At 51.0% G+C, this 22,631-nt stretch carries 18 protein-coding genes; 16 read left to right on the plus strand and 2 right to left on the minus strand.

The window, feature by feature from the left end; genetic code table 11:
- Together KQJ23_RS11370 and KQJ23_RS11375 are read left to right on the plus strand one after the other, a co-directional pair.
- Positions 1–1,988: dynamin family protein (locus tag KQJ23_RS11370; protein ID WP_216479011.1), on the plus strand; the 1,988-nt coding region annotated here is incomplete at its 5' end.
- 522 nt (positions 1,989–2,510) lie between these two features.
- Complete coding sequence (locus tag KQJ23_RS11375) at positions 2,511–2,978, plus strand: GNAT family N-acetyltransferase (protein WP_346779385.1); 468 nt, start codon at positions 2,511–2,513, stop codon at positions 2,976–2,978.
- Positions 2,979–3,055: 77 nt separating this feature from the next.
- On the opposite strand, the gene KQJ23_RS11380 is transcribed toward KQJ23_RS11375, so the two are convergent.
- On the minus strand, positions 3,056–3,655 hold the full coding sequence (locus KQJ23_RS11380; RefSeq protein WP_216479012.1) for a C40 family peptidase: 600 nt from the start codon (positions 3,653–3,655) through the stop codon (positions 3,056–3,058).
- Between the two features lie 243 nt (positions 3,656–3,898).
- Between KQJ23_RS11380 and KQJ23_RS11385 the strand changes: the two genes are divergently transcribed.
- The 14 genes from KQJ23_RS11385 to gyrA all read left to right on the plus strand — a co-directional run bounded on the left by KQJ23_RS11385 (position 3,899) and on the right by gyrA (position 21,679).
- On the plus strand, positions 3,899–5,497 hold the full coding sequence (locus KQJ23_RS11385; RefSeq protein WP_216479013.1) for a response regulator: 1,599 nt from the start codon (positions 3,899–3,901) through the stop codon (positions 5,495–5,497).
- Positions 5,494–7,281 (plus strand): sensor histidine kinase, encoded by a 1,788-nt coding sequence (locus KQJ23_RS11390; protein ID WP_216479014.1) that lies wholly within the window; start codon positions 5,494–5,496, stop codon positions 7,279–7,281. The genes KQJ23_RS11385 and KQJ23_RS11390 overlap by 4 nt, the downstream gene beginning before the upstream one ends.
- A 2-nt stretch (positions 7,282–7,283) precedes the next feature.
- Positions 7,284–8,261 (plus strand): substrate-binding domain-containing protein, encoded by a 978-nt coding sequence (locus KQJ23_RS11395; protein WP_216479015.1) that lies wholly within the window; start codon positions 7,284–7,286, stop codon positions 8,259–8,261.
- Positions 8,262–8,379: 118 nt separating this feature from the next.
- On the plus strand, positions 8,380–9,408 hold the full coding sequence (locus KQJ23_RS11400; protein WP_216479016.1) for a galactose ABC transporter substrate-binding protein: 1,029 nt from the start codon (positions 8,380–8,382) through the stop codon (positions 9,406–9,408).
- A gap of 180 nt (positions 9,409–9,588) precedes the next feature.
- Entirely contained in the window at positions 9,589–11,073 is a 1,485-nt protein-coding gene (locus tag KQJ23_RS11405; RefSeq protein ID WP_249529711.1) for a sugar ABC transporter ATP-binding protein, read from the plus strand.
- A gap of 24 nt (positions 11,074–11,097) precedes the next feature.
- On the plus strand, positions 11,098–12,111 hold the full coding sequence (mglC, locus tag KQJ23_RS11410) for a galactose/methyl galactoside ABC transporter permease MglC (protein ID WP_216479018.1): 1,014 nt from the start codon (positions 11,098–11,100) through the stop codon (positions 12,109–12,111).
- Between the two features lie 210 nt (positions 12,112–12,321).
- Positions 12,322–12,840 (plus strand): CAP domain-containing protein, encoded by a 519-nt coding sequence (locus tag KQJ23_RS23745; protein ID WP_346779386.1) that lies wholly within the window; start codon positions 12,322–12,324, stop codon positions 12,838–12,840.
- 188 nt (positions 12,841–13,028) lie between these two features.
- Positions 13,029–13,700 (plus strand): PspA/IM30 family protein, encoded by a 672-nt coding sequence (locus tag KQJ23_RS11420; RefSeq protein WP_216479020.1) that lies wholly within the window; start codon positions 13,029–13,031, stop codon positions 13,698–13,700.
- Between the two features lie 24 nt (positions 13,701–13,724).
- The gene (locus tag KQJ23_RS11425) at positions 13,725–14,231 is read left to right on the plus strand and encodes a DUF4178 domain-containing protein (RefSeq protein WP_216479021.1); all 507 of its coding nucleotides are present in this window, start codon (positions 13,725–13,727) and stop codon (positions 14,229–14,231) included.
- Between the two features lie 136 nt (positions 14,232–14,367).
- Entirely contained in the window at positions 14,368–15,195 is an 828-nt protein-coding gene (locus KQJ23_RS11430; RefSeq protein WP_216479022.1) for a GDSL-type esterase/lipase family protein, read from the plus strand.
- The gene (locus KQJ23_RS11435; protein ID WP_216479023.1) at positions 15,192–16,181 is read left to right on the plus strand and encodes an ABC transporter ATP-binding protein; all 990 of its coding nucleotides are present in this window, start codon (positions 15,192–15,194) and stop codon (positions 16,179–16,181) included. The genes KQJ23_RS11430 and KQJ23_RS11435 overlap by 4 nt, the downstream gene beginning before the upstream one ends.
- A 7-nt stretch (positions 16,182–16,188) precedes the next feature.
- Entirely contained in the window at positions 16,189–17,166 is a 978-nt protein-coding gene (locus KQJ23_RS11440) for an ABC transporter permease (RefSeq protein ID WP_216479166.1), read from the plus strand.
- 79 nt (positions 17,167–17,245) lie between these two features.
- Entirely contained in the window at positions 17,246–19,231 is a 1,986-nt protein-coding gene (gene parE, locus KQJ23_RS11445; RefSeq protein WP_216479024.1) for a DNA topoisomerase IV subunit B, read from the plus strand.
- 12 nt (positions 19,232–19,243) lie between these two features.
- The gene (gene gyrA, locus KQJ23_RS11450; RefSeq protein ID WP_216479167.1) at positions 19,244–21,679 is read left to right on the plus strand and encodes a DNA gyrase subunit A; all 2,436 of its coding nucleotides are present in this window, start codon (positions 19,244–19,246) and stop codon (positions 21,677–21,679) included.
- Between the two features lie 42 nt (positions 21,680–21,721).
- Here the strand turns inward: gyrA and KQJ23_RS11455 are convergent, their stop codons facing one another.
- Positions 21,722–22,603, minus strand: coding sequence for a LysR family transcriptional regulator (locus tag KQJ23_RS11455; protein WP_216479025.1), 882 nt, complete (start codon positions 22,601–22,603; stop codon positions 21,722–21,724).
- Between the last annotated feature and the right edge of the window lie 28 nt (positions 22,604–22,631).

Genomic DNA, 22,631 nt, shown 5'->3' on the forward strand with positions numbered 1-22,631 from the left:
AGCGGCAGCCGCAGGCGCCGACGCCCGTGCCGCAGCCTCGCGCGGCGGGCGCAGGCACGGCCCTGCCGGCCACCGACGCGACGGGCCGGCAACGGCTGCACGCCGCAGCAGCACAGCTGGCTGCGGCGGCGGAGGCGCTCGCTCCCTACCCGGCCTTCGGCTCGGGTGTGAGGGAGCTTCGCGCCCGGGCGGCCCAGCTGCGCGAGGGCCGCTACACGATTGCGCTGTTCGGTGCCTTCAGCGCAGGCAAATCCTCGTTCGCCAACGCCCTGCTCGGCGAACTCGTCCTGCCTGTATCGCCGCATCCGACAACGGCGGCGATTACGCGCATTGTTGCGCCCCCATCCGGTCGGGCGCACAAGGAGGCCTGCATCGCCTTCAAGTCGGCGGAAGCGATGCAGGCCGATCTCGCCCACTCTTATGAGGCGCTTCAGCTCGGCAAGTGGAAAGCGAATCGGTGGAGAGAGGAAGTGGCTCGGCTTAAGCCAGAAGAGATTCCTGCACCGGGAAGAACCCATTACACCTTCCTGAAAGCCGCGGCATCTCAGTGGGAAGCACATGAGGGGAAATTAGGGACACAGCAGTTAACGGATATCGAGGAGTTTGCCGCTTACGCAGCTCAGGAGGGCAAAGCCTGCTTTGTAGAGTGGATGGATCTCTACTATAGCTGTCCATTGACTGAACAAGGACTGACCATCGTCGATACGCCGGGGGCCGACTCCATTCATGCGCGGCATACCGGAGTCACCTTTGAATATATGAAGCAATGCGATGCTTTGCTCTACGTAACGTATTATAATCATGCCTTTTCCAGAGTGGACCGGCAGTTTTTAACTCATCTTGGCAGAGTGAAGGGCAGCTTCGCTTTAGACAAAATGTTCTTTATCGTCAACGCGGCAGATCTTGCTTCATCCAGCCAGGAGCTTGATGAAGTAACCGGCTATGTTAAAGAAGGCTTGATCCGGGCAGGCATAACTGAACCGCAGGTTTTCGCCCTCTCCAGCAAGCTTGCCCGCCAGGCCAAGGAGAGAGGGGATTCCTCCCTGTTGGATGCTTCGGGATTAACGGTATTCGAGCAGACCTTCTATACTTTCATCAACCGTCAGCTTACCCATCTGGCACTGGAATCGGCCTCCCGAGAGCTGCAAACTGTTCTTGCGCAGGCGAAAGAATGGCAGCTGGCACTGCAACACAGCCGGGAGCAGCGCGAAGAGAAGCTTGCAAGATTGCAGGAAGACTCGAAGGCGGTGTCGGCTTTTACAGCCAAGCTTGCGCGCGGGATTCGTCTTCCCGAGCTCAGGCAGGAGGCGGAAGAATTGCTTTTCCATGCGAGGAACCGCCTGAAGCTGTACGCAGGGGATTTATTCCAGGAATTTTTTCATCCCTCTTTGCTGTCCGAGGAAGCGGGATCGAAGCGGGCCAGATTCGGCGCTTCTTTTCACGGCTGGTTGAGCCAGCTCTCTATAGAACTGGAAAGGGAACTCCAAGCCACCTCGTTGCGGTTGGAAAAGAAATGCGAGAGCTTGATGTCGAGCCACATCCAAGGCGGGCTAGACGAGCTCATCCTCGAGCTTGAAGATGCCCCTGTATTTATAACCGAGCACAGGAGTCCCTGGGACACCCCTTCTCTCATGAAGAGAAGACTTGAACACAGCTTGGCAGCGGCAGATTATGATAGCTACTTCAAGAGCTCGAAATTATTCTTTGAAGGGGGTGGAAGACGCGAGTTAAGACAGGCTTTAGAACAGCCGCTTGCTGTTGTGCTTCAGGATGCCGTGGAGGAAGCTGGCCAAGGGCTTATTGAATATTATGCCCAAGGCTATTCCCGGAGACTGCGCGAGGTGACGGCATTCATCGAGGTCCAATGGAACGAATGGATGACCGGAATTCAAACACTGAGCGGGGATGAGACAGAGACGAGAGACTTTTTGCAGAGGCTGAAACAGGTCGAATCCTTCGAAGAGGTTGTTCAAAAAGTCATCTTTTGATCACGAAGTATTCCAAGGGGTTGATTCGACATCGAATCTTGCGTTCACCCTAGAAGTCCGGTACTCATGTAGGTTCTGCCTACACTCCGTTCCTCCTTCTTCGGGTTCTCGCAACCTTCTCGGTGCTGAAAAGCTGACGTTTTGAACTCACATTTAGAGGTTGTTCAAAAAGTCATCTTTTGATCACGAAGTATTCCAAGGGGTTGATTCGACATCGAATCTTGCGTTCACCCTAGAAGTCCGGTACTATGTAGGTTCTGCCTACACTCCGTTCCTTCTTCTTCGGGTTCCCGCAACCTTCTCGGTGCTGAAAAGCTGACTTTTTGAACTCACATTTAGACAAAGTTTTAAATAATTTGTAATAACTTGTCGAATTCTAGCGAATTTCGTAATTATGTACTTGCATTTAGGCTCCTCTAGCAGGAGAATAGGAGTAAAGCTATTTTTGGTTCGTAACGACCCATGATTGTTACCCTAGTCCGCAGTTTTTGGAGAACTGCGGCAAGTATATCAAAAGGTGGAGTGGTCCCATTGAGTAGTCAGGTTTGCAGTCCTGTCCTGGTGATTCGAAGAAGTTCCTGCGCAGATGTGCAGTACATGATTCCATTGATGCGGCAGTTGCGTTATCCGACAACGGTCAATGTATTGAAGGAGCGGCTTGCCATGCTGGAAAATCATGAGCAGATGTCCTGTCTGGTTGCCGAATTGGATGGCAAGGTGGTAGGTACGGTATTTCTTAAGCAGCATCAGACACATGATATGAGTAAACCTGTAACTTTGATTACAGCTCTGATCGTCGATGATGAACATCGGGGACAGGGGATAGGGCGACGTCTGCTGGACGAGGCCGAACGCTGGGGCGCTGTGCGCAGAAGCTCACAGCTGCATGTTTCGGTTGCCCGGGAGAGCAGCTTTTCCAGCAAGCCTTTTTATGAACGCTGCGGTTTTGTGAGTGCAGGCTATCATTTGAGTAAAAGAGTACAAGGGTAATTTCAAATTTCGTTTAAAAAGGATCATCTGTGGAAGTTCGCTTCCGACGGATGATCCTTTTATCATTTCTGCGGAGATTAATTGGCTTTAGCCGGGAGCAGGGTTATTTCCTGCAACGCGTATCCGGCCTTGGAATGGCAATATCTATCCCGGTAGTGGTTCAGCGAGCCGCGGAAATGAAGCTTCAGGCAGGAGCAAGTAGACAAATCGTCAGGCGTAGTCAAACAAGCGGATTTGTCCAACAGCTGCATGCCTGCATTCTGAAACACGCTGCTTACAAACTGGGAGCAAAAGAAGGAATTTTTTCCTCCAAGCTCCATGTTAAGCACGACGCCGAGGATGCCAAGGAAATTATAGCTGTATAAGTCCTTGTTTTCTTCGAATTGACGGACGTAGTCTCTCATTTGATGGTATATAGATTCACTGACCGTACAGCTGTATATTGCGCAGGAAGCCTTATCGAAGACGCGGGAATTAATGTTTTCCTTAACAAAGCCGCCCAGGATCGGAAGCATCGGATGCTTGCGGCCGAAGCTGTACATTTCTCTAAGCTCCGAATCGAACGCAATGGATGCATGATTATAAGGGGCTCTGGTGTAAAAGCCAATCATTTTAGCGACGACGGTATTGGGATTGCTGAGTAAGACATAAATTTGTTTGGTTTGTTCATTGTTCATATTTATTCCACACCCACATTATAATTGGTTAACAATTCCCAAATGGTCTGTTCCATTTGATATTAACATGGTATCGAAATACTTGGAATACTTAAATAGACCAGGGACGGAAAATGAAACTGGACCAAGGTCGTGGATCAGAAGCAGCAGCAGCGTTTAGAAACCGTTTACAAAAATGCAAGTATCGGGTAGAATCGGTTGTTGGAAATGAGTGAGAATCCTAGATGAAGAAGGTTGATTCGGATGTACAAGCTGTTGCTGGTGGATGACGAAGTCGATGTAAGAGAAGGATTGCTGAGTTTGATAGATTGGCAGAGTATCGGCTGCGAGGTGGTAGATACGGCTGAAAATGGAAGAGAAGCCATGGAGCTGGTCGAGAAATATTTGCCTGACATCGTGGTGACAGACATTCAGATGCCATTCATGAACGGTCTTCAGCTGTCGGAATGGATCCGATCGGTATACCCGGACACGAAAATAGTTATTTTAACCGGATTTGAGGAATTCGAATATGCTCAGCGAGCGGTTTCGCTTGGCATTGACGACTATCTGCTCAAGCCCTTCTCTGCCGGGGAATTGTGTGCCGTGCTCGATAAAGTGAAGGACAGGCTGGATCAACAGCGCCAGGCGAGGGAGGATATCCAGCAGCTCAAAGAGCATTATTACCGAAATCTCCCGGTCCTGCGCAGTTTGTTCCTGAGCAGTCTTGTTAGCCATTCGCTGGGCAGGGAAGAAATCCTTGAGAAATGCAGCCAGTATGATCTGGATCTGCAGGGCGAAGGGTATATGGTTGCTGTCATTCATAGAGATGAGATTCAGGAGAAGGATCCCGAGCTCCAGCTGTTTGCCGTGTTGAATGTCGCTGAAGAGCTGGTGCGCCGTTGCTCCAAGTCTCTTGTATTCATTCATCTCAATGCGGTCATTGTTCTGGCTGTATTCGAAAGCCAGGATCATGAAGAGATGACAAGCAAGACGCTGAAGCTGCTTGAAGAGATCCGTTATACGGCTGAACGCTACTTGAAGCTGACCCTGACCATCGGAGCGGGTTCGGCAGTAAAGGAGCTTAGCAACCTCAATTCCTCGTATCAGGATGCGATGCGGGCACTGGATTACCAGCTTATACTAGGCAACAACAAGGTCATCTGGATTGATGATGTAGAGATGAGGCAGGTTGTCCCCTTCACCTTTGATAAAGAAAAGGAAAGAGAACTAATCCGCTGTCTGAAGCTTGGAAGCGATGAGGAGCTTGAACAATTGCTGGACGGATTGTTTAACGGATTGCTGGATAGCCGGACTACAGATCAGGATTTGCAAGCATACCTGCTTCTGATGCTGACTGCTGTGGTTAAGGCCGCACAGGAGATGCATGAAAATCTGGAGGCGTTGTTCGGAGAAGCGGGCGCTTTCCTGGGGCAGTTCTCCCGGCTGAATCATTCGGCCGAAGCCAAGGGATGGTTTACGGGAATTTGCTTCACCTTGAAGCGATCCATTGCGAGCGAGCGGCAGACGGGCTATCAGAAGCTGGTAGAGGAAGCCAAGCAGTTCATGAATGAGCATTATCAGGACAGCGAGCTTTCCATCGGCAAAGTATGCAAGCAGCTCCACATCAGCACCGGATATTTCAGCAATATTTTTAAAAAGGAAACGAAGACAACCTTCGTGAATTATTTGATGGGCTTAAGAATGGAGGCGGCGAAGCATCTGCTTCTGACCACGGACATGAAGTCCTTTGAAATTGCAGAGCATGTCGGGTTTGCAGACCCGAATTATTTCAGCTTTTGCTTCCGCAAGAAATTCGGAATCTCGCCTAAAGAATTCCGGAATGGAGTCCAGCCGTTATGAGCTGGCTGCGTTATATCGGCAAAGCAATTCGGAATTTCCATTTCCGCAAGATTCAGGTGCTGATTTCGATGTCTTCTGTGACCGTGACTATTGTCGCCGTGGTTCTGGTTAGCGTGCTGCTTGTTGAGCGGTCTGCCCGAACGGCGGAAGAGAATGCTTACATGAATCTGGGGCAGATCATCGAGCAGGTGAATGCCAATCTGGAGCTGTATGTCGGCGGGATGCAGGATGTGTTCACGGTGGCCGAGAAGCGGATTCAGCAATCTCCGAATCTCCATGGCGATGTCAGGCTGGGAGATCAGATGGAGACTATTCTGAGCACCCGGGAGGATCTAGTGACGATGGCTCTCTTCACGCAGGAAGGGGAGCTTGTGCGAAATCTGCCTACTAATGGGATGCGCAAAAATACAAAGCTGACCGAGCAGAACTGGTTCGAATCGGCTCTCCAATACCCGAACAGCCTGCAATTTTCGCCTCCGCACATTCAGAACCTGTTCAAATCGGATTACCGGTGGGTCGTATCGATGAGCAAGCTTGTTCAATATAATGACGGGGCGCAAGAGAAGCAAGGGGTTCTGGTCATGGACTTCAATTTCCGGACCATTGACGAACTGAGCCAGCGGGTAAGTCTGGGCAAGAAGGGTTACGTCTATATCATCGATAATGTGGGGAATATCGTCTACCATCCGCAGCAGCAACTGATCTATGCCGGGTTGAAATATGAAAATCTGGAGCCGGTTCTTAACTATTCCTATGGCAGTTATATGGACAATCTGGATGGCGAGAAGCGCCTGATTACGATACAGACGGTGAGGCCGGCAGGATGGAAAATTGTCGGGGTTGCCTATGCGGATGAGTTCTTGACGACCCGTCAGGAATTGAGCCAATTTCTATACGGGTTTCTTTTGGTTGCGATTGTTATCATTATGGCTGTCAATATTTATGTGTCCGCGAAAATATCCCAGCCGATTCAGCGCCTGGAACGTTCGGTGCAGATGGTGGAGCGGGGTGATTTCGGAACCAATGTGTATGTCAGCGGGGCTTATGAGGTAGAGCAGCTGTCCAAGCGCTTTAATCTGATGCTTCGGCGGATCCGGGAACTGATGGATCAGATTATTAACGAGCAGGAAGCAAAGCGCAAAAGCGAGCTTGATGTGCTGCAATCGCAGATTAATCCGCATTTTCTTTATAACACGCTCAATTCGGTTACCCGAATGGCGGAGCTCGGACGGAACGAAGAGGTAGTAACGACGATTACCTCCTTGTCACGCTTCTTCCGGATCAGCCTGAGTAAGGGGGATCATATTATCCCGCTTCGGGATGAGCTGGAGCATGTCCGGCATTATTTGATTATTCAAAATATCCGCTTCAAAAATAAATTCCGCTATGAGATAGAGGCGGAAGAGGACATTCTGGATGCATTGACCTTGAAGCTGATCCTCCAGCCGATTGTGGAAAATGCGATTCAACACGGAATCGAGCCGTCGCCAGAGCCGGGCTTGATCCGTATCCGTACGCTCAGAGAAGGAGATCTTCTGAACATCGTGATTTCCGATAATGGAGTAGGGATGGACAAGGAGAGACTTGCCGGACTGAAGGCAGGCAAGCTTCGCAGTGAAAGCGGCTCCGGGGTGGGAGTCAACAATGTGCAGGAGCGAATTGGGCTCTATTACGGAAAGCCTTATGGATTGCATTATGAGAGCGAGCCGGAGGAGGGCACGACGGTGACGATTACCTTGCCGCTGACCGTACAAGACTCTAATTCCCGCGAAGGGGGCATGTAAGAATGAAGCAGTTATCACACTTATTCAGGACTGGATTCGCGATCTCACTGTTAATCATAACTGCGGCCTGTACGGGTGCCGGAGATCTGCCCAATGATGAAGATACTATTGTAATTGATATGATCGTCAAGATGAACCGGGGCGATTATTGGAGCACGATCCAGATGGGGGCTGAAGTTGCCGCCAAGGAATATAATGTCAGCCTGAATGTGCTTGCTCCGGAGAATGAAAATGATATTCAAGGACAAATTCAGCTGATGGAGGACTCCATTGCCCGACGGCCGGATGCGATTATTTTGGCCGCAAGCGATTATGAGGCTCTGGGCCAAGTGACGGATCGAACCTCCTATTACGATATCCCGGTCATTTCCATGGACTCCGAGGTGGCCTCCACGAAGGTAAAGACCTATGTCGGTACCAACAATTACGAAGCCGGTCAAAAGGCAGCCGAGCGTCTTATGGAGCTGACTGGCGGTCAAGGAGACATCGGCATCGTGAACTTTGTGCAAGGCGCGAGAAATGCGGATCAGCGGGAGGAAGGCTTTATGGACTATGCCGCCCGATTTCCGGGCATTCGGATTGTGGATGTGCTGTATTGCGGATCAGATGAGGAACTGGCGTACAGGCTAACCCGCGAAATGATTAGGCAGCATCCTGGATTGACCGGGCTTGTGTCGCTCAGTGCTGAATCGTCGATCGGGGCGGGAAGAGCCGTGGAGGAAGCGGGACTTGGCCCGCGTTTTAAAATGATTGCTTTTGACAATCCTCCAGAAATGCTGGAACTGCTCCAGGAGGAGACGGTTCAAGCCATGGTGGTTCAGAATCCGTTCAATAACGGCTACATGGCGGTAGCAGCGGCTGTCAAGGCAGCCCGGGGCGAACGGCTTGACGATAAGATTCCTACGGATACCAAACTGATCGATCTGGATAATATGCTGTGGCCGGAGCATCAGAAGCTGTTATTTCCCTTTGTCAAATAATTGATCACAGTAGAATTTTCATAAAACATCTCAGAATATTTGATTCGCAGCAGCCGGAAAAGCCTGCATAATGAAAGCGTATCCAAATTGAAAGAGAAAATAATCAGGAGGTCAAAACATGAAAAAAATCGGAACTGCACTCATGGCGGCGGCATTGCTGGGCGCCACCCTGACAGGATGCTCCGGGAGCGGAGACAAGTCCAGCGGAGGAAACGGCGAGACCAACATCGGTGTAGCGATTTACAAATTTGATGATACCTTTATGACCGGTGTCCGCAACGCGATTGAGAAAAATGCAAGCGGCATTGCCAAGGTGGATATCGTAGACAGCCAGAACTCGCAGCCGACGCAGAACGATAAGATTGACCTGTTCCTTACGAAGAAGACGAATGCCTTGATTGTTAACCCGGTTGACCGTACAGCCGCCGGCGTCATTATCGATAAAGCCAAAGCGAAGGATACGCCGGTGGTCTTCCTGAACCGCGAGCCGTTGCCGGAGGATATGAAGAAATGGGATAAGGTGTATTATGTGGGCGCCAGAGCTGAAGAGTCAGGCACCCTGTCCGGCCAAATCATTGTGGATTACTGGAATGCCAATCCTTCGGCGGACAAGAACGGAGACGGTGTGCTGCAATATGTCATGCTGAAGGGCGAGCCAGGGCATCAGGATGCTGAGCTTCGCACTCAATACTCGATCCAGGCGGTTGAGGATGCCGGGATCAAGGTGGAGAAGGTAGCGGAAGACACGGCGATGTGGGACCGCGTTAAGGGACAAGAAAAAATGGCTGCTTTCCTCGCCGCCAACGGCGACAAGATTGAAGCTGTATTTGCCAATAACGACGATATGGCGCTTGGTGCCATTGAAGCATTGAAAGCAGCGGGGTATTTCGCAGGCGACAAATTCATGCCGGTTGTCGGTGTAGATGCAACTGCGCCGGCACTTCAGGCCCTAGAGCAAGGAACCATGCTGGGTACGGTGCTGAACGATGCCGAGAACCAAGGCAAGGCAGCTGTAGTGCTGGCCTCCCTGCTGGCTAAGGGCAGTGAAGTGAATAAGGATAGTGTAGGCTTTGAAATTACGGATAACCAGTACGTATGGATTCCTTATCAAAAAGTGACGAAAGAAAATGCAGCCGATTTCAAATAAGCCGCTGCACTTGCAGCAGGACTTCTCATAATCAGCTGAGCAATGGGAGGTTCGTACCGGACGGTTCGGACCTCCTTTATTTATTGGAATGGAGTCTGGAGGAGAAGCAGGACTGTGCCTCTGTACGATTAACCTTGCTAGGGGGCGAAACAAGTGTCAGAACAGGAATATGCATTGGAAATGATCGGAATCTCAAAGGAGTTTCCCGGTGTCAAAGCGCTTGACGGCGTTACTTTACAAGTCAGACCGGGGACCGTTCATGCCCTGATGGGGGAAAATGGAGCCGGGAAATCGACTTTGATGAAATGCTTGTTCGGGATTTATAAGCAGGATGACGGCGAAATAAAAATTAACGGCGAGAAAGTTGAGATTAACAATTCCAGCGATGCATTAAGGCATCGGGTATCGATGATTCACCAGGAGCTCCACCCGGTACCTTTCCGGAATGTGATGGAGAACATCTGGCTCGGACGGTTTCCGATGATGGGCTGGGGACCGGTCAAATTCGTCAACCATAAGAAGATGTACAAGGACACGGAAGATCTGTTCAAGCAACTAGATATTGATTTGAGCCCGGATACACTCGTCGGAAAACTGTCGGTCTCAAAAATACAGTCTATCGAAATTGCCAAGGCGGTTTCCTTTAATTCGCAAATTATCGTGATGGACGAACCTACTTCCTCCCTGACAGGAGTCGAAGTAGAGCACTTGTTCCGAATCATCAATGATTTGAAGAAGCGCGGCGTGTCTATCATTTATATTTCTCACAAAATGGAGGAGATTCTCAGAATCTCCGATGACGTCACGATTATGCGGGACGGAAAAAAAATCGGTACCTGGCCGGCAAGCGAGTTGACGACCGATCTGATTATCTCGAAAATGGTCGGCCGCGATTTGACGCAGCGCTTCCCTGACCGGTTCAACGTTCCGAACGGCGTCATCCTGAAGGTTGAGGGCTTGACCTCGCCGGAGCCGAAATCGTTCAAGGATATTAGCTTCGAGCTCCGCAAAGGCGAAATTCTCGGGATCGGCGGCCTGGTAGGCGCACAGCGGACCGAGCTGGTCGAAGCACTGTTCGGATTGCGGGCAATCTCGTTGGGAAGTGTCTTGATTAACGGCAAGGAGGTCAAGATTACAAGCCCTGAGGATGCCAAGAAGCATGGCTTGGCCTTGCTTACCGAGGAGCGGCGTACGACAGGGATATTCCCAGTGCTGTCCGTGCACGAGAATGGGGCGATCGCTAATATGAAACGTTATGTGACCCCTTATTTTTTGCTTAATGAAAAGCGAAAGAAAGAAGAAGTCAACAAGATGGTGGAAAAGCTGCGCACAAAGACGCCGACACCGAAGACGCTCATTATGAATCTGTCCGGGGGCAATCAGCAGAAAGTGCTGCTCGCCCGCTGGCTGCTTACCGATCCTGACATTCTGCTATTGGATGAACCGACAAGAGGGATCGACGTCGGCGCAAAATACGAGATTTATACACTCATTGCGGATCTGGCAAAGCAAGGCAAGAGCATTATCATGATTTCATCCGAAATGCCGGAACTGCTAGGCATGTCTGATCGAGTGATGGTCATGTCCGAAGGCCGGCTCACGGGAATCCTTGACAGAGCCCAGGCTACGGAAGAAGAAGTTATGCGTCTGGCTGCCCAGCATTAACGGAATGAGAAGGAGGATAAAATCATGAATGTAAATATTAAAAAAATACAAGGCTTTGTGTCTCAAAACGCCATTTATATCGTGCTTGCGGTGCTGGTCATTGGAATTGCCATTTATAATCCTAACTTTATCGGCATCAACACGTTCCGCGATATTTTGGTTCAATCTTCAACCCGTGTCATTATTGCGCTTGGTGTAGCTTTCATTCTCATTACCGGGGGCACCGACCTGTCTGCAGGCCGGATGGTGGGACTCACAGCCGTCATTTCGGCTTCCATGCTTCAGGTAGAGGACTATCCGCGGCGTTTCTTCCCGGATCTCCCGCAGCTTTGGTTGGTTTGGCCGATTTTGATTGCCATCGTTGTCGGTCTGATCTTTGGCATGATCAATGGAATTATCGTCTCCAAGCTTAAGGTTCCGCCATTTATCGCAACGCTCGGTACGATGGTAGCCATATACGGGATTAACTCCCTGTATTTCGATACCGATCCGAATCAATCTCAACCGATCGGCGGGCTTCGCGAAGACTTTACGAGGATCGGTTCGGGAAGCTTCGGGAGCGGCGATTTCAAGATCCCATTTATCGTTTTAATCGCTATAGCCGTAAGTATTATCGTATGGGTGCTGTTCAATAAGACGCGTCTCGGCAAGAACATGTACGCCATCGGCGGAAATGAGCAAGCGGCAAGGGTATCCGGGATCAATGTAACTAAATATCTGATCATCATTTATTCAATTGCCGGTGCGCTCTATGGCCTTGCAGGGGTATTGGAAGCGGCCAGAACCGGCGGCGCAACCAACAACTACGGAAATATGTACGAGCTGGATGCGATCGCGGCTTGCGTCGTAGGCGGAGTATCGACCACAGGCGGGATCGGTACAGTCCCTGGCGTGATGGCAGGGGTGCTGATTTTCACAGTCATTAACTACGGCTTGACGTTCATTGGTGTCGGCCCTTACTGGCAGCTTATTATCAAGGGGGCCATCATTGTAGCAGCCGTAGCATTCGATATGCGGAAATACGCCTCAAAAAAATAAAGGATCACTCCGTTGGAAAAATCCAAATAGGCCTCTTCGCATCCCGAAAGGGGATCATGATTACCCTTCGTTGATTTGCGGAGAGGTTTTTTGCCACTATTTTCCCATGAATTGAGCACCTGGCTATGCTAAAATATGACAAGAAGCACATTTTTTATCCAGAAAACATCTGCCGACTTAACGCGGATTAGCTCGTGGGAGGATCACATCATGAAGAAGCCATTCATTAAATGGATCTCTGCAGGCATGATCGCTTGCATCTTGGGGACAGGGATTGGAGCAGGTCAAGCCGGCTACCAAGTTACATATGCGGCAACGAACACTGCTGTAGCTGCCTTGTATGCCCAGATACAGAAGGAACGGGCTGCCGAGGTGGTTGCACTGGTCAATCAGATTCGGGTTGAAGCCGGATTGAAGCCGCTTACGGTGCACACAAACTTGACGAAAATGGCCAAGACCAAGGCCGTGGAAATGTACAACAGGAACTATTTCAATCACACATCTCCTGTATATGGCTCTCCTTTCGAAATGATGGATGCGTTCAATATTACGTACCGTTATGCCGGCGAGAATATTGCCAAGGGTCAATGGTCTGCCAAGGAGGTTGTGCAGGACTGGATGGACAGTCCGGGGCACAAGGCAAATATTCTGAACAAGAACTATAATCTGATCGGTGTAGGGTACTACAACGGTTATTGGGTGCAAGAATTTATCGGAACAGGCAAATAGAATGGATTTATTAGCATCCGCTTGGACTTCTAGGGTGAACGCAAGATTTGATGTCGAATCAACATCTCGAAATACTTCGTGATCAAAAGATGATTTTTTGAATAATCTCTAAAAAGAGTTGAAACCTCTAATTGAAAGGCACGTAAACATTTATCAAGATCTATATTTTTATTAGGGAGGCTAATTCAATGTCGATTTTTAAAAGATTGCGTGACCTGACCATGTCTAATATTCATGCCATGATTGATAAAGCGGAGGATCCGATCAAGCTGACTGACCAGTATATCCGGGATATGCAAGAGGATCTGGAAGACGCTGAAAAGGCTGTCGCTGCACAAATTGCGATCGAGAAGAAGTTCAAAGCGCTTTTTGAGGAGCAGGAAGCTCTGGTAGCGAAGCGGACCCAACAGGCCCATACGGCCGCACAGGCTCAGAACGTGGAGCTTGCCCGCCGCGCACTGGAAGAGAAGAAAACGGCCGAGGGCAAGATGGCTGAATACAAGACAGCGTATGAGCAAAATAAAGCTTCCGCAGACAATCTTCGCAGCAAGCTGGATGAAATGCGCAAGCAATTGGCTGATATGAAAAACAAGCGTGAAACCTTGGTTGCCCGCTACAATGCGGCAAAGGCTCAAACCGAGATCAACAAGGCTATGGGGGGCTTCAACGCCGATTCTGCTAGCAGCGGAATGAAGCGGATGGAGGAGAAAATGCTGCAAATGGAAGCTCATGCGGAAGCCAGCAACGACATGCTCAACAAGCCATCGAGTCTGGATGACGAGTTTGACAAGCTTGGCAAGGATCAGCAAGTGGAAGATGAACTGGCTGCATTGCTCAAGCAATACGAGGAAAAGAAGTAAGCTTATAGTGAGGTCTTGTCTGATATGAATGTCTGGAGAAGGATCGGGAATCTGTTCGCGAAGACAGAGCCGCCGGTGGCGGAGAAGAGCATGCTGTCGCTTGCCCCGGGAGATATGTGCGAGGTATCACTGGTTACCTATGCAGTACAAGGCCGCGTACACAACGCAAGCCGCAATGCGGTTGTGTTGACACTGCAGGACGGAGTGAAGATCAGCTATCTGCATATTGAGGAACGGGAGACCTTGCAGTATCAGTTATATCGGCCGATTGACGGAAGGCTGGATACACCTGATGCGGTTCCTGCGGAGATTGAACTGGACGGTCGTCAGTTTCATCTGGAGGAGCAATATATCGGCGCGGTGACGGTTGCCGGACGAACTCCTTTTATGCAGGGCGGAGAACAGCATGTGTGGCAGTTCCAGTCCGATGATTATGCATTGCTCCGGGTGGAATGGCAGAACGGCCGGTTTATGCTCTATGAAGGCGAGAAGATCATTCCCGCCGATGTCAAGGTGATACGTGCAAGCTAATGGTTTCATACTGGCAGTGCCTTTCGGCACTGCCCTTTCTTTTGCCGCTCCGTTTGCATTTGATGGACCAGATGTTTTATGTTTATTGCATGAATGGGAGAGATTAGATAGAAGTGCAACGTTAGGAGGGCAGGGAATGGGGAAAGGAAGCAGAGTTTGGAAAATAACGGGGGTAGTGTCGGTGGCGGCAACGCTGATGCTGGTCTGCGGGTTTGCATATGCTGTATCCGACGTCATCTTTCCAGTGCCGCCGGATACCGGTTCTGCCGGGCTTGAAAATGCAGCATCCGATGAGCGGCAAGTTGCTCCCGGGAATATGGATGTGACGGCTGTAGGGGATTCTCTGGCAAAGGGAACCGGAGATGATACGGGAAGCGGCTTTGCTAGGGCCGTCTCTGAGCTGCTTCAAAAGCAAGGGGTGGATTCCAAGCTTGTTAACAACCTTGGAATTAACGGGCTGACGACCTCCGGGGTGTTGCCTATGCTGGACGAGGACGGCGTGCAATATGCTCTCCGTCAAGCGGGTGTAATCATCCTATCCATCGGAGCAAATGATCTGTTCGCTGGAGCGGATCAAATGACCGGGTTGCCGGATGAGGACCAGCTTTTAAATAAGATGAAGCAGGCTGAAGAACGGTTTGTGAAGATTGTTGAAGAAATCCGAAAGATTAATTCGGAAGCGCAGCTCGTGTATGTCATGCTATACAACCCTTTCTCTGACTTGGAAGAGGTAAGGGAGCAGGGGAACCGAATTGTTCAGGAGTGGAATCAGTTTGCCGCGGCAGTGATGGCCTCCACGGGACAAGGATTGGCGATTCCCACCTCCGATTTATTTACTTTCAATGCTGGACGCTACTTGGCCGAGGATCATTTTCATCCGAACCGCGATGGATACCAGGCGATTGCCGAACGGATTGTTCAGGCTCTTGCTGTTACTACAGTGTCGGGGGAGGAGCGCAAATGAAGCTTGAAAGCCATGCGGATCGAGCGGCAAATCTGCCTGAGGTGGTTCTTCAGGTAGATAGGCTGAAGAAGGTGATCGGCAAAAAGACGATTGTGGAGAATGTATCCTTCACTGTACGAGAAGGCGAGATATTCGGATTTCTAGGCCCGAATGGTGCAGGGAAGACGACAACGATCCGGATGCTGGTGGACTTGATTCGTCCAACAGAAGGAAGCGTGAGCATTTGCGGGCATCAGGTTAATCGCAATCCCGAGCTTGCGCTGTCCTATGTCGGCTCCATTGTGGAGAATCCCGAGGTATACAGCTATCTGACCGGTTATGAGAATCTGGAGCAATTTGCACGGATGCAGCCGGGGATCTCCAAGGAACGGCTGAAAGAAGTAGCTGCCTTGGTCGGGTTGGATGCGCGGATTCATGACAAGGTTAAGACTTATTCGCTCGGAATGCGACAGCGGCTTGGCATTGCCCAGGCTTTGCTTGGGGCTCCCAAACTGTTGATCCTTGATGAGCCAACGAATGGTCTGGACCCGAAAGGGATCAAAGAGCTCAGACAGTTTATCCGAAGCCTGGCGGATCAGGGAATGGCTGTCGTAGTATCCAGCCATCTGCTGAGCGAGATTCAGTTAATGTGCGACAGAGTTGCGATCATCAGCAGGGGGAAGGTGCTGGCCTCCGGGCCGGTTGCCGAGCTGATCCGCAATAGCAGCAGCTATGTCGCCTGGCAGTTAGTTCCCCGGGTACGGGGGGAAGAGGCGCTGCGTGCTCTCGGCTGCCAACTGATCGAGCATCCGGGGGAGGTGCTGGATGATGCGCTGTTAACCGGAAGCATGGAAGGATCCATTCTGACAGAAATGAGGGAAGAAGAGATCCGGGAGCTCATTCCCCAGCTTGTGAAGGCTGGAATTCAAATTCAGGGGGCCCACAAGATTAATCCCACTCTTGAGCAGCTGTTCTTGGAGATGACGGAGCGTGAGAGCATTGAATAATCAAATCATGGGGCTTGTTCAGAATGAAACTGAAAAGATGATTAAGAAGAAGCGTTTCTATGTTGTACTCCTGGTGCTGCTCGTGTTGGTGCCGGTGTTCTCTTATGCGCAAATGAAGCAGGCGGAGAGCAAGCGGGAGAAGTATGGCACCGATTGGCGCAGAGAGGTCCAGCAGGCGATCACGGACAATCAGAACTCCCTAGGCAGTGACCGTGTCCCCGAAGAATGGAAGAAGTACCGCCAAGTCTATATTCAGCAGATGAAGTATTACCTGGAGCATAATGTGAATCCTGCGGCGCCGGGAGGAGTTACCTTCACGCGCGAGTTCTTGGATAACGCTGCAACCCTGTTTATTCCATTGTTGATTATGGGTTTGGGATCCGATATCGTGTCCGCGGAACGCACGACGGGAACGATAAAGATGCTCCTGACGCGCCCGGTGCGCAGATGGAAGATCCTGCTAAGCAAGCTGATCACACTGCTGATGTTCGTGTCATTGACAGTGCTGGCTGTTTTTGTGATATGCTATCTAATCTCGGGTATGTTTTTTGGCTATAAGGGATTTCAGCTTCCCGTCTTCACTGGCTTCCGGTTGGATGGAGCAAGTGTTGATCTATCCTCAGTCCATGCAGTTCCGCAATGGAAATACCTGTTCATGCAGGCCGGTCTGGTCTGGTACGTAGGAGTAGTCGTGGCTATCCTCGCGTTGATGGTTTCGGTTCTGGTAAGAAGCACGGCGGCAAGCATCATCATCATGATGTCCTCGCTGATCGCGGGCAATATTTTGACCAATATGGCCTCAGCCTGGACGAGTGCAAAATATCTGTTCATGGTGAATTTGGGTCTAACGGATTATTTAGCTGGGACTCCAGTCCCGATTGAGGGCATGAGTCTCGGGTTTTCCTTGATAGTACTAGGGATATGGGCAGCTTGTTCGCTGATTGTTTCATTCCTTGTCTTTACTAAACAGGATATCTTGAATTAAAATGGACAAGGAATAACAAAACATCTGTTTGCATTTTTGCAGGTATAGATTACATATTGAAGTAAAAGGGGGAGCATGAATGGCCGAACAAATCGATTTGTTCGAAGGGACGAACGGACCTGCGTCCGGAACCGGATCTTCGGGATACGACGCGGACGACATTCAGGTGCTCGAAGGGCTTGTCGCAGTTCGCAAACGACCTGGTATGTATATCGGCAGTACGAGCTCGTCGGGACTTCATCATCTGGTATGGGAGATTGTAGACAATGCGGTCGACGAGCATCTGGCCAAATTTTGTACCAAGATCGACATTTCGCTGAACAAGGACGGCTCCGTTACGGTAACCGATAATGGGCGGGGAATTCCAACCGGGATGCATAAGACCGGTGTCCCAACGCCGCAGGTTGTATATACAATTCTCCATGCCGGCGGGAAATTCGGCGGCTCCGGCTACAAGAAATCCGGCGGCCTGCACGGTGTAGGCGCCTCCGTAACGAATGCGTTGTCAGAATGGCTGGAGGTTGAGATTTACCGGGAAGGTAAGGTTCACCGTATGCGCTTCGAATATTGGGTGGATAACCATGGCGTCGAGCATGTCGGTGAGCCAGTGACTGGCCTTGAGGTGCTGGGCAACACCAACAAGAGCGGCACCAAGGTAACGTTTAAACCGGACAAACGTGTGTTTGTGAATGGAATCGGACTTAACTACGATACACTCGCGGAACGTTTGCAGGAGATCGCTTTTCTGAATTCAGGTTTGAAGGTCAGCCTGAAGGATGAGCGATCCGACCGTTCCGACGAGTTTTTTTACGAGGGCGGAGCGAGCCAGTTCGTGGAATTCCTGAATGATGGCAAAGATGTGCTCCATGAAGTGGTGCATTTCTATGCGGAACGGGATGATATCGAGGTGGAGGTGGCGCTGCAATACAATGCGGGCTACACCGAGACACTGGTCTCTTTCGTGAACTCGATCCCTACACGGGGCGGAGGAACTCATGAGACAGGCTTTAAGACGGCCTATACGCGAGTGATGAATGATTATGCCCGGAAATATGCGATTCTCAAGGAGAAGGACAAAAATCTGGAGGGCAATGACCTGCGGGAGGGCATGATGGCGGTAATCAGCGTCAAAATGTCCGAGGTTGAATTTGTGGGACAGACCAAGGATCAGCTTGGCAGCGCATCAGCCAGAAGTGCGGTGGATGCTGTAGTATCCGAGAAAATGGCGTTGTTCCTGGAGGAAAATCCTCAGGTTGCCCAGACGCTGATCAAAAAGGCGATTCAGGCGTCCCGTGCAAGAGAGGCGGCCCGAAAGGCCAGAGACGAGATGCGTACCGGGAAGAAGCGGAGCGAGAGCTCGAATCTGGGCGGCAAGCTGACCCCGGCGCAGTCGAAGGATTTTTCACGGACCGAGCTGTTTATCGTGGAAGGGGACTCGGCCGGCGGATCGGCGAAGCAAGGCAGAGACTCCAAAATTCAGGCGATCTTGCCGCTGAAGGGCAAGCCGATGAATCCTGAGAAGGCCAAGCTGGCTGATATTATGAAGAACGATGAGTATCGGGCGATCATAGCTGCCATAGGCGCGGGAATCGGCAATGAATTTGCCGTCGAGGACAGCAACTATTCGAAGATTATCATTATGACGGATGCGGATACAGATGGCGCGCACATCCAGGTGCTGCTGCTGACGTTCTTTTACCGTTATATGAAGCCGTTGATTGATGCGGGAAGGGTGTATATTGCTCAACCGCCGCTCTATAAGATTACCCGCCGTTCCGGAAAGCTGGAGACGATTCGTTATGCCTGGAGCGATGAGCAGCTGCAAAACTATTTGAAGGAGTTCGGCAAGAACTTTGAGCTTCAACGCTATAAGGGACTTGGAGAAATGAATCCGGAGCAGCTGTGGGAGACGACCATGGATCCGGAGACCCGGACGATGCTTCAGGTGCAGATTGAAGATGCCGCCAAGGCGGAGCGCAGGGTGTCCACCCTTATGGGGGACAAGGTCGATCCGCGGAAGCGCTGGATCGTCGAAAACGTGGACTTTACGGAGTATGAGGAATAGAAGGTGAATGAATTGAGCTCATTGGAGAACTTTTTACCGGCTTTTCTCGAGGAAGTGGTGGGTGACCGCTTTGGCCGGTATTCCAAATATATTATTCAGGACCGGGCGATTCCCGATGTGCGAGACGGACTGAAGCCTGTCCAACGCCGGATCCTGTATGCGATGTACGATTCGGGCAACACGCCGGACAAGCCGTACCGCAAGTCGGCCAAGACGGTCGGGGATGTCATGGGGAATTATCACCCGCATGGCGACTCTTCCATTTATGAAGGCATGGTGCGGATGGCACAGCCGTGGAAGATGGGACATGTGCTGGTGGACGGACACGGGAACTGGGGCTCACAGGACGACGATCCTGCTGCAGCAATGCGGTACACGGAAGCCCGCCTCTCGCCGATTGCGCTTGAGCTGCTAAGAGATATCGAGAAACGAACGGTTCCATTTAAGGATAACTTCGATAACACGGCGATGGAACCGGTTGTTCTCCCAGCCAGATTCCCTAATTTGCTAGTGAACGGGGCCAGCGGTATTTCTGCCGGATTCGCCACGGAGATCCCTCCCCACAACCTGCGCGAGGTGATTGATGCTTGTGTAGCATTGATGGAAAATCCGCAGCTGGAGCTGGGCGATATTCGGGCGTACATTAAGGGGCCGGATTTTCCAACCGGCGGAATTATTATGGGCGAAGAGGGAATCCGCGAGGCATACGAGTCAGGGAAAGGCCGGATTTATTTACGCTCGAAAACAGAGATCGAGTCCCTGCGCGGCGGTAAACAACAAATTGTAATTACCGAAATTCCTTATCAGGTTGTGAAGTCTCGCCTTGTAACCGCCATGGAGAATATTCGTCTGGAGAAAAAAGTAGACGGTATTGCCGAGGTGCGCGATGAAAGCGGGCGTGCTGGTCTGAGAATCGTCGTGGAATTGAAGAAGGACGCGGATGCCCAGGGAATTTTAGCTTATCTCCTCAAAAAGACGGACCTTCAAGTGACTTACAATTTCAATATGGTTGCCATTGTGAATAAGGCTCCGCGCCAATTGGGGCTTAAAGCGATGCTCGACGCCTATATTGCGCATCAGCGCGAGGTCGTTACCTTCCGTACTCGGTTTGAGCTGGAGAAGCTGGAGGATCGCGCTCATGTGTTGGAGGGTCTGGTTAAGGCGCTGAATATTCTGGATGAGGTCATCGCCGCGATCAAGGCTTCGAAGAACCGGCAGGATGCCCAGAACAATCTGCAGTGGATGTTCGGCTTCACAGAGCGTCAAGCGGATTCCATTCTGTCCCTGCAGCTCTATCGGCTGACAAATCTGGAGATTACCTCTTTGCAAAAGGAACTGGAAGATATCCAGAAGAAGATCGCCACACTTCGCGGAATTTTGGAGAGCGACCGTAAGCTGATCGCACTGATCAAGAAAGAGCTTCTTGAAATCCGGGAAAAATACGGCATCGACCGCCGTTCGCAAATTCAGGGCGAGGTTGAAGAACTCAAGGTGAATCTGGAAGTGCTTGTGGCACAGGAGGATGTGCTGGTCACCCTTTCGAACGACGGGTACATCAAGCGCACTAGCATGTTGTCCTTTACTCGTTCTGGAGCGGAGCGCAGCGGGTCTGGAGTCAAGGATGGCGACTACATCCGACAGATCATTGACGTGAATACGCTGCAAAATCTATTGATTTTCACGCAGCATGGTCAATATTTCGTGCTTCCTGTACACCAGATTCCGGAGTTCAAATGGAAGGATAACGGCACCGCGATCGTCAATGTGATTCCGCTCGCCAAGGATGACCGCATTGTCAGCGTCATTCCGCTTGCCGGATTCGATGAGGCTGCAGCCAGCCTGGTGTTCATTACGAAGCGCGGCCAGGTGAAGCGGACAGAGCTGAAGGAGTACGAGACGAAGCGCACCGGGTCGGTTGCTGCCTGCAAGGTAGCTTCAGGCGATGAAGTGATTTCGGTTACGCTCAGCTATAATCGGCAAGAGATTTTACTCTTGACCAAGCTTGGAATGGCTATCCGGTTTGCCGAATCCGAAGTAAATCCGATGGGACGCGTATCTGCGGGCGTGAAAGGCATTACGCTCAAGGCGGATGATGAAGTGATCACGGGCCTGTGGGTAGAGGGCGATGAAGGGGAAGTGCTGGTCTTATCCGATCTCGGATATGGCAAGCGCAGTCTGCTTCTGGATTACCCGCTGCAAAGCCGGGGCGGTAAAGGCCTGCAAACCTTCGAATTCAAGGAAGGCAAGCGGGTGAAGCCGAATGGCAGCGTATTGGCAGGCGGTTTCCATTGCAAGGATCCGTTGCAGTTGTCTGCGGTGACGAAGGAAGGCGAAGTTCACAGCTTCAGCTCTGAGGCTGCGCCGCTGGCCGACCGCAAATCGACGGGCAAGATTCTCGTTCCCGTCGCTAAAAATGATCATATTGCGGATATTTACGTCCTCAGTTAGGGTTGAGCTTCGCTGGCAGCGCATAGGCGCGGCTCGCGAAGCTTATTTTCCTTGCAGGTAACGCGCCTCCAGATGGAGAATAAATTGATTTAACGCCGGGTCCAAGAAGGTTGATTTTTTATAGACAAGCCCGACCTCCTTCCGGGGAGCAGAGGGAGCCAAAGGGATGATTGCCAGGCCGGTAGAGCGGGTAATTGCCGCATAGGAGGCGGGGAGGATCGTTGCGCCAATCCCTTGCTCTGCCATCCGGATCTGCGAATCCATGGTGGACAGCTCGATTACAGGCCTTAAGGCAATCCCAGCTTGACGGCAAGCCTGATCAAGCAATTGCCTGGCAAGAAATTTCTGCTGGAACAAAATCAGCGGTACATCTCTTAACTCGGGCAGGGTGATCTGCGGAATGCTGGCCAGCTTGTGATGCTTGGAGATAATGAATACCAGTTCCTCATTGAATAGCGGTCGGCTCATTAATTGCTCATCTTCTAACGGCAGGAAGACGACTCCAAGGTCGAGCCGGTTCGTCAACAATCCCTCATGGGTCTCATCGGTGGCCAGCTCCATAACGGTCAGCTCGATATCCGGGTGCAGCTGGTGGAACGAAATCAACGATTCGGTCAGCAAATGATTGCCGGAGCAGCCGATTCGCAGCCTGCCGCGCTTCAAGCCCGATAGTTCGCCGATCTTCAAACGGGCCTGAGTGAGTTCGTGATGCACCTGCTGCGCATGCTCCATCAGTATGCTTCCGGCGGAGGTGAGATAGGTTTTCTTGCCGGAGCGCTGGAACAACGGTGTTCCCAGTTCTTGCTCGAGAAGCTTGATCTGATGGCTGAGGGTCGGCTGGGTAATTCCCAGACGGTCGGCCGCCTTTGTGAAATGCAGTTCTTCGGCCAGAACCAGAAAGTAGTCAAGCAGACGGTGCTCCATTTTTTTCTCCCCTTCTTACTATTTCAGT

Origin of the sequence: Paenibacillus brevis, from assembly GCF_018919145.1 — a bacterium.
GTDB lineage: Bacteria > Bacillota > Bacilli > Paenibacillales > Paenibacillaceae > Fontibacillus > Fontibacillus brevis.

Coding starts and splice junctions, on each gene's coding strand:
- KQJ23_RS11380 (WP_216479012.1), bottom strand. CDS start 3,655: ATGAACAATGAACAAACCAAACAAATTTATGTCTTACTCAGCAATCCC.
- KQJ23_RS11385 (WP_216479013.1), top strand. CDS start 3,899: ATGTACAAGCTGTTGCTGGTGGATGACGAAGTCGATGTAAGAGAAGGA.
- KQJ23_RS11390 (WP_216479014.1), top strand. CDS start 5,494: ATGAGCTGGCTGCGTTATATCGGCAAAGCAATTCGGAATTTCCATTTC.
- KQJ23_RS11395 (WP_216479015.1), top strand. CDS start 7,284: ATGAAGCAGTTATCACACTTATTCAGGACTGGATTCGCGATCTCACTG.
- KQJ23_RS11400 (WP_216479016.1), top strand. CDS start 8,380: ATGAAAAAAATCGGAACTGCACTCATGGCGGCGGCATTGCTGGGCGCC.
- KQJ23_RS11405 (WP_249529711.1), top strand. CDS start 9,589: ATGATCGGAATCTCAAAGGAGTTTCCCGGTGTCAAAGCGCTTGACGGC.
- mglC (WP_216479018.1), top strand. CDS start 11,098: ATGAATGTAAATATTAAAAAAATACAAGGCTTTGTGTCTCAAAACGCC.
- KQJ23_RS23745 (WP_346779386.1), top strand. CDS start 12,322: ATGAAGAAGCCATTCATTAAATGGATCTCTGCAGGCATGATCGCTTGC.
- KQJ23_RS11420 (WP_216479020.1), top strand. CDS start 13,029: ATGTCGATTTTTAAAAGATTGCGTGACCTGACCATGTCTAATATTCAT.
- KQJ23_RS11425 (WP_216479021.1), top strand. CDS start 13,725: ATGAATGTCTGGAGAAGGATCGGGAATCTGTTCGCGAAGACAGAGCCG.
- KQJ23_RS11430 (WP_216479022.1), top strand. CDS start 14,368: ATGGGGAAAGGAAGCAGAGTTTGGAAAATAACGGGGGTAGTGTCGGTG.
- KQJ23_RS11435 (WP_216479023.1), top strand. CDS start 15,192: ATGAAGCTTGAAAGCCATGCGGATCGAGCGGCAAATCTGCCTGAGGTG.
- KQJ23_RS11440 (WP_216479166.1), top strand. CDS start 16,189: ATGGGGCTTGTTCAGAATGAAACTGAAAAGATGATTAAGAAGAAGCGT.
- parE (WP_216479024.1), top strand. CDS start 17,246: ATGGCCGAACAAATCGATTTGTTCGAAGGGACGAACGGACCTGCGTCC.
- KQJ23_RS11455 (WP_216479025.1), bottom strand. CDS start 22,603: ATGGAGCACCGTCTGCTTGACTACTTTCTGGTTCTGGCCGAAGAACTG.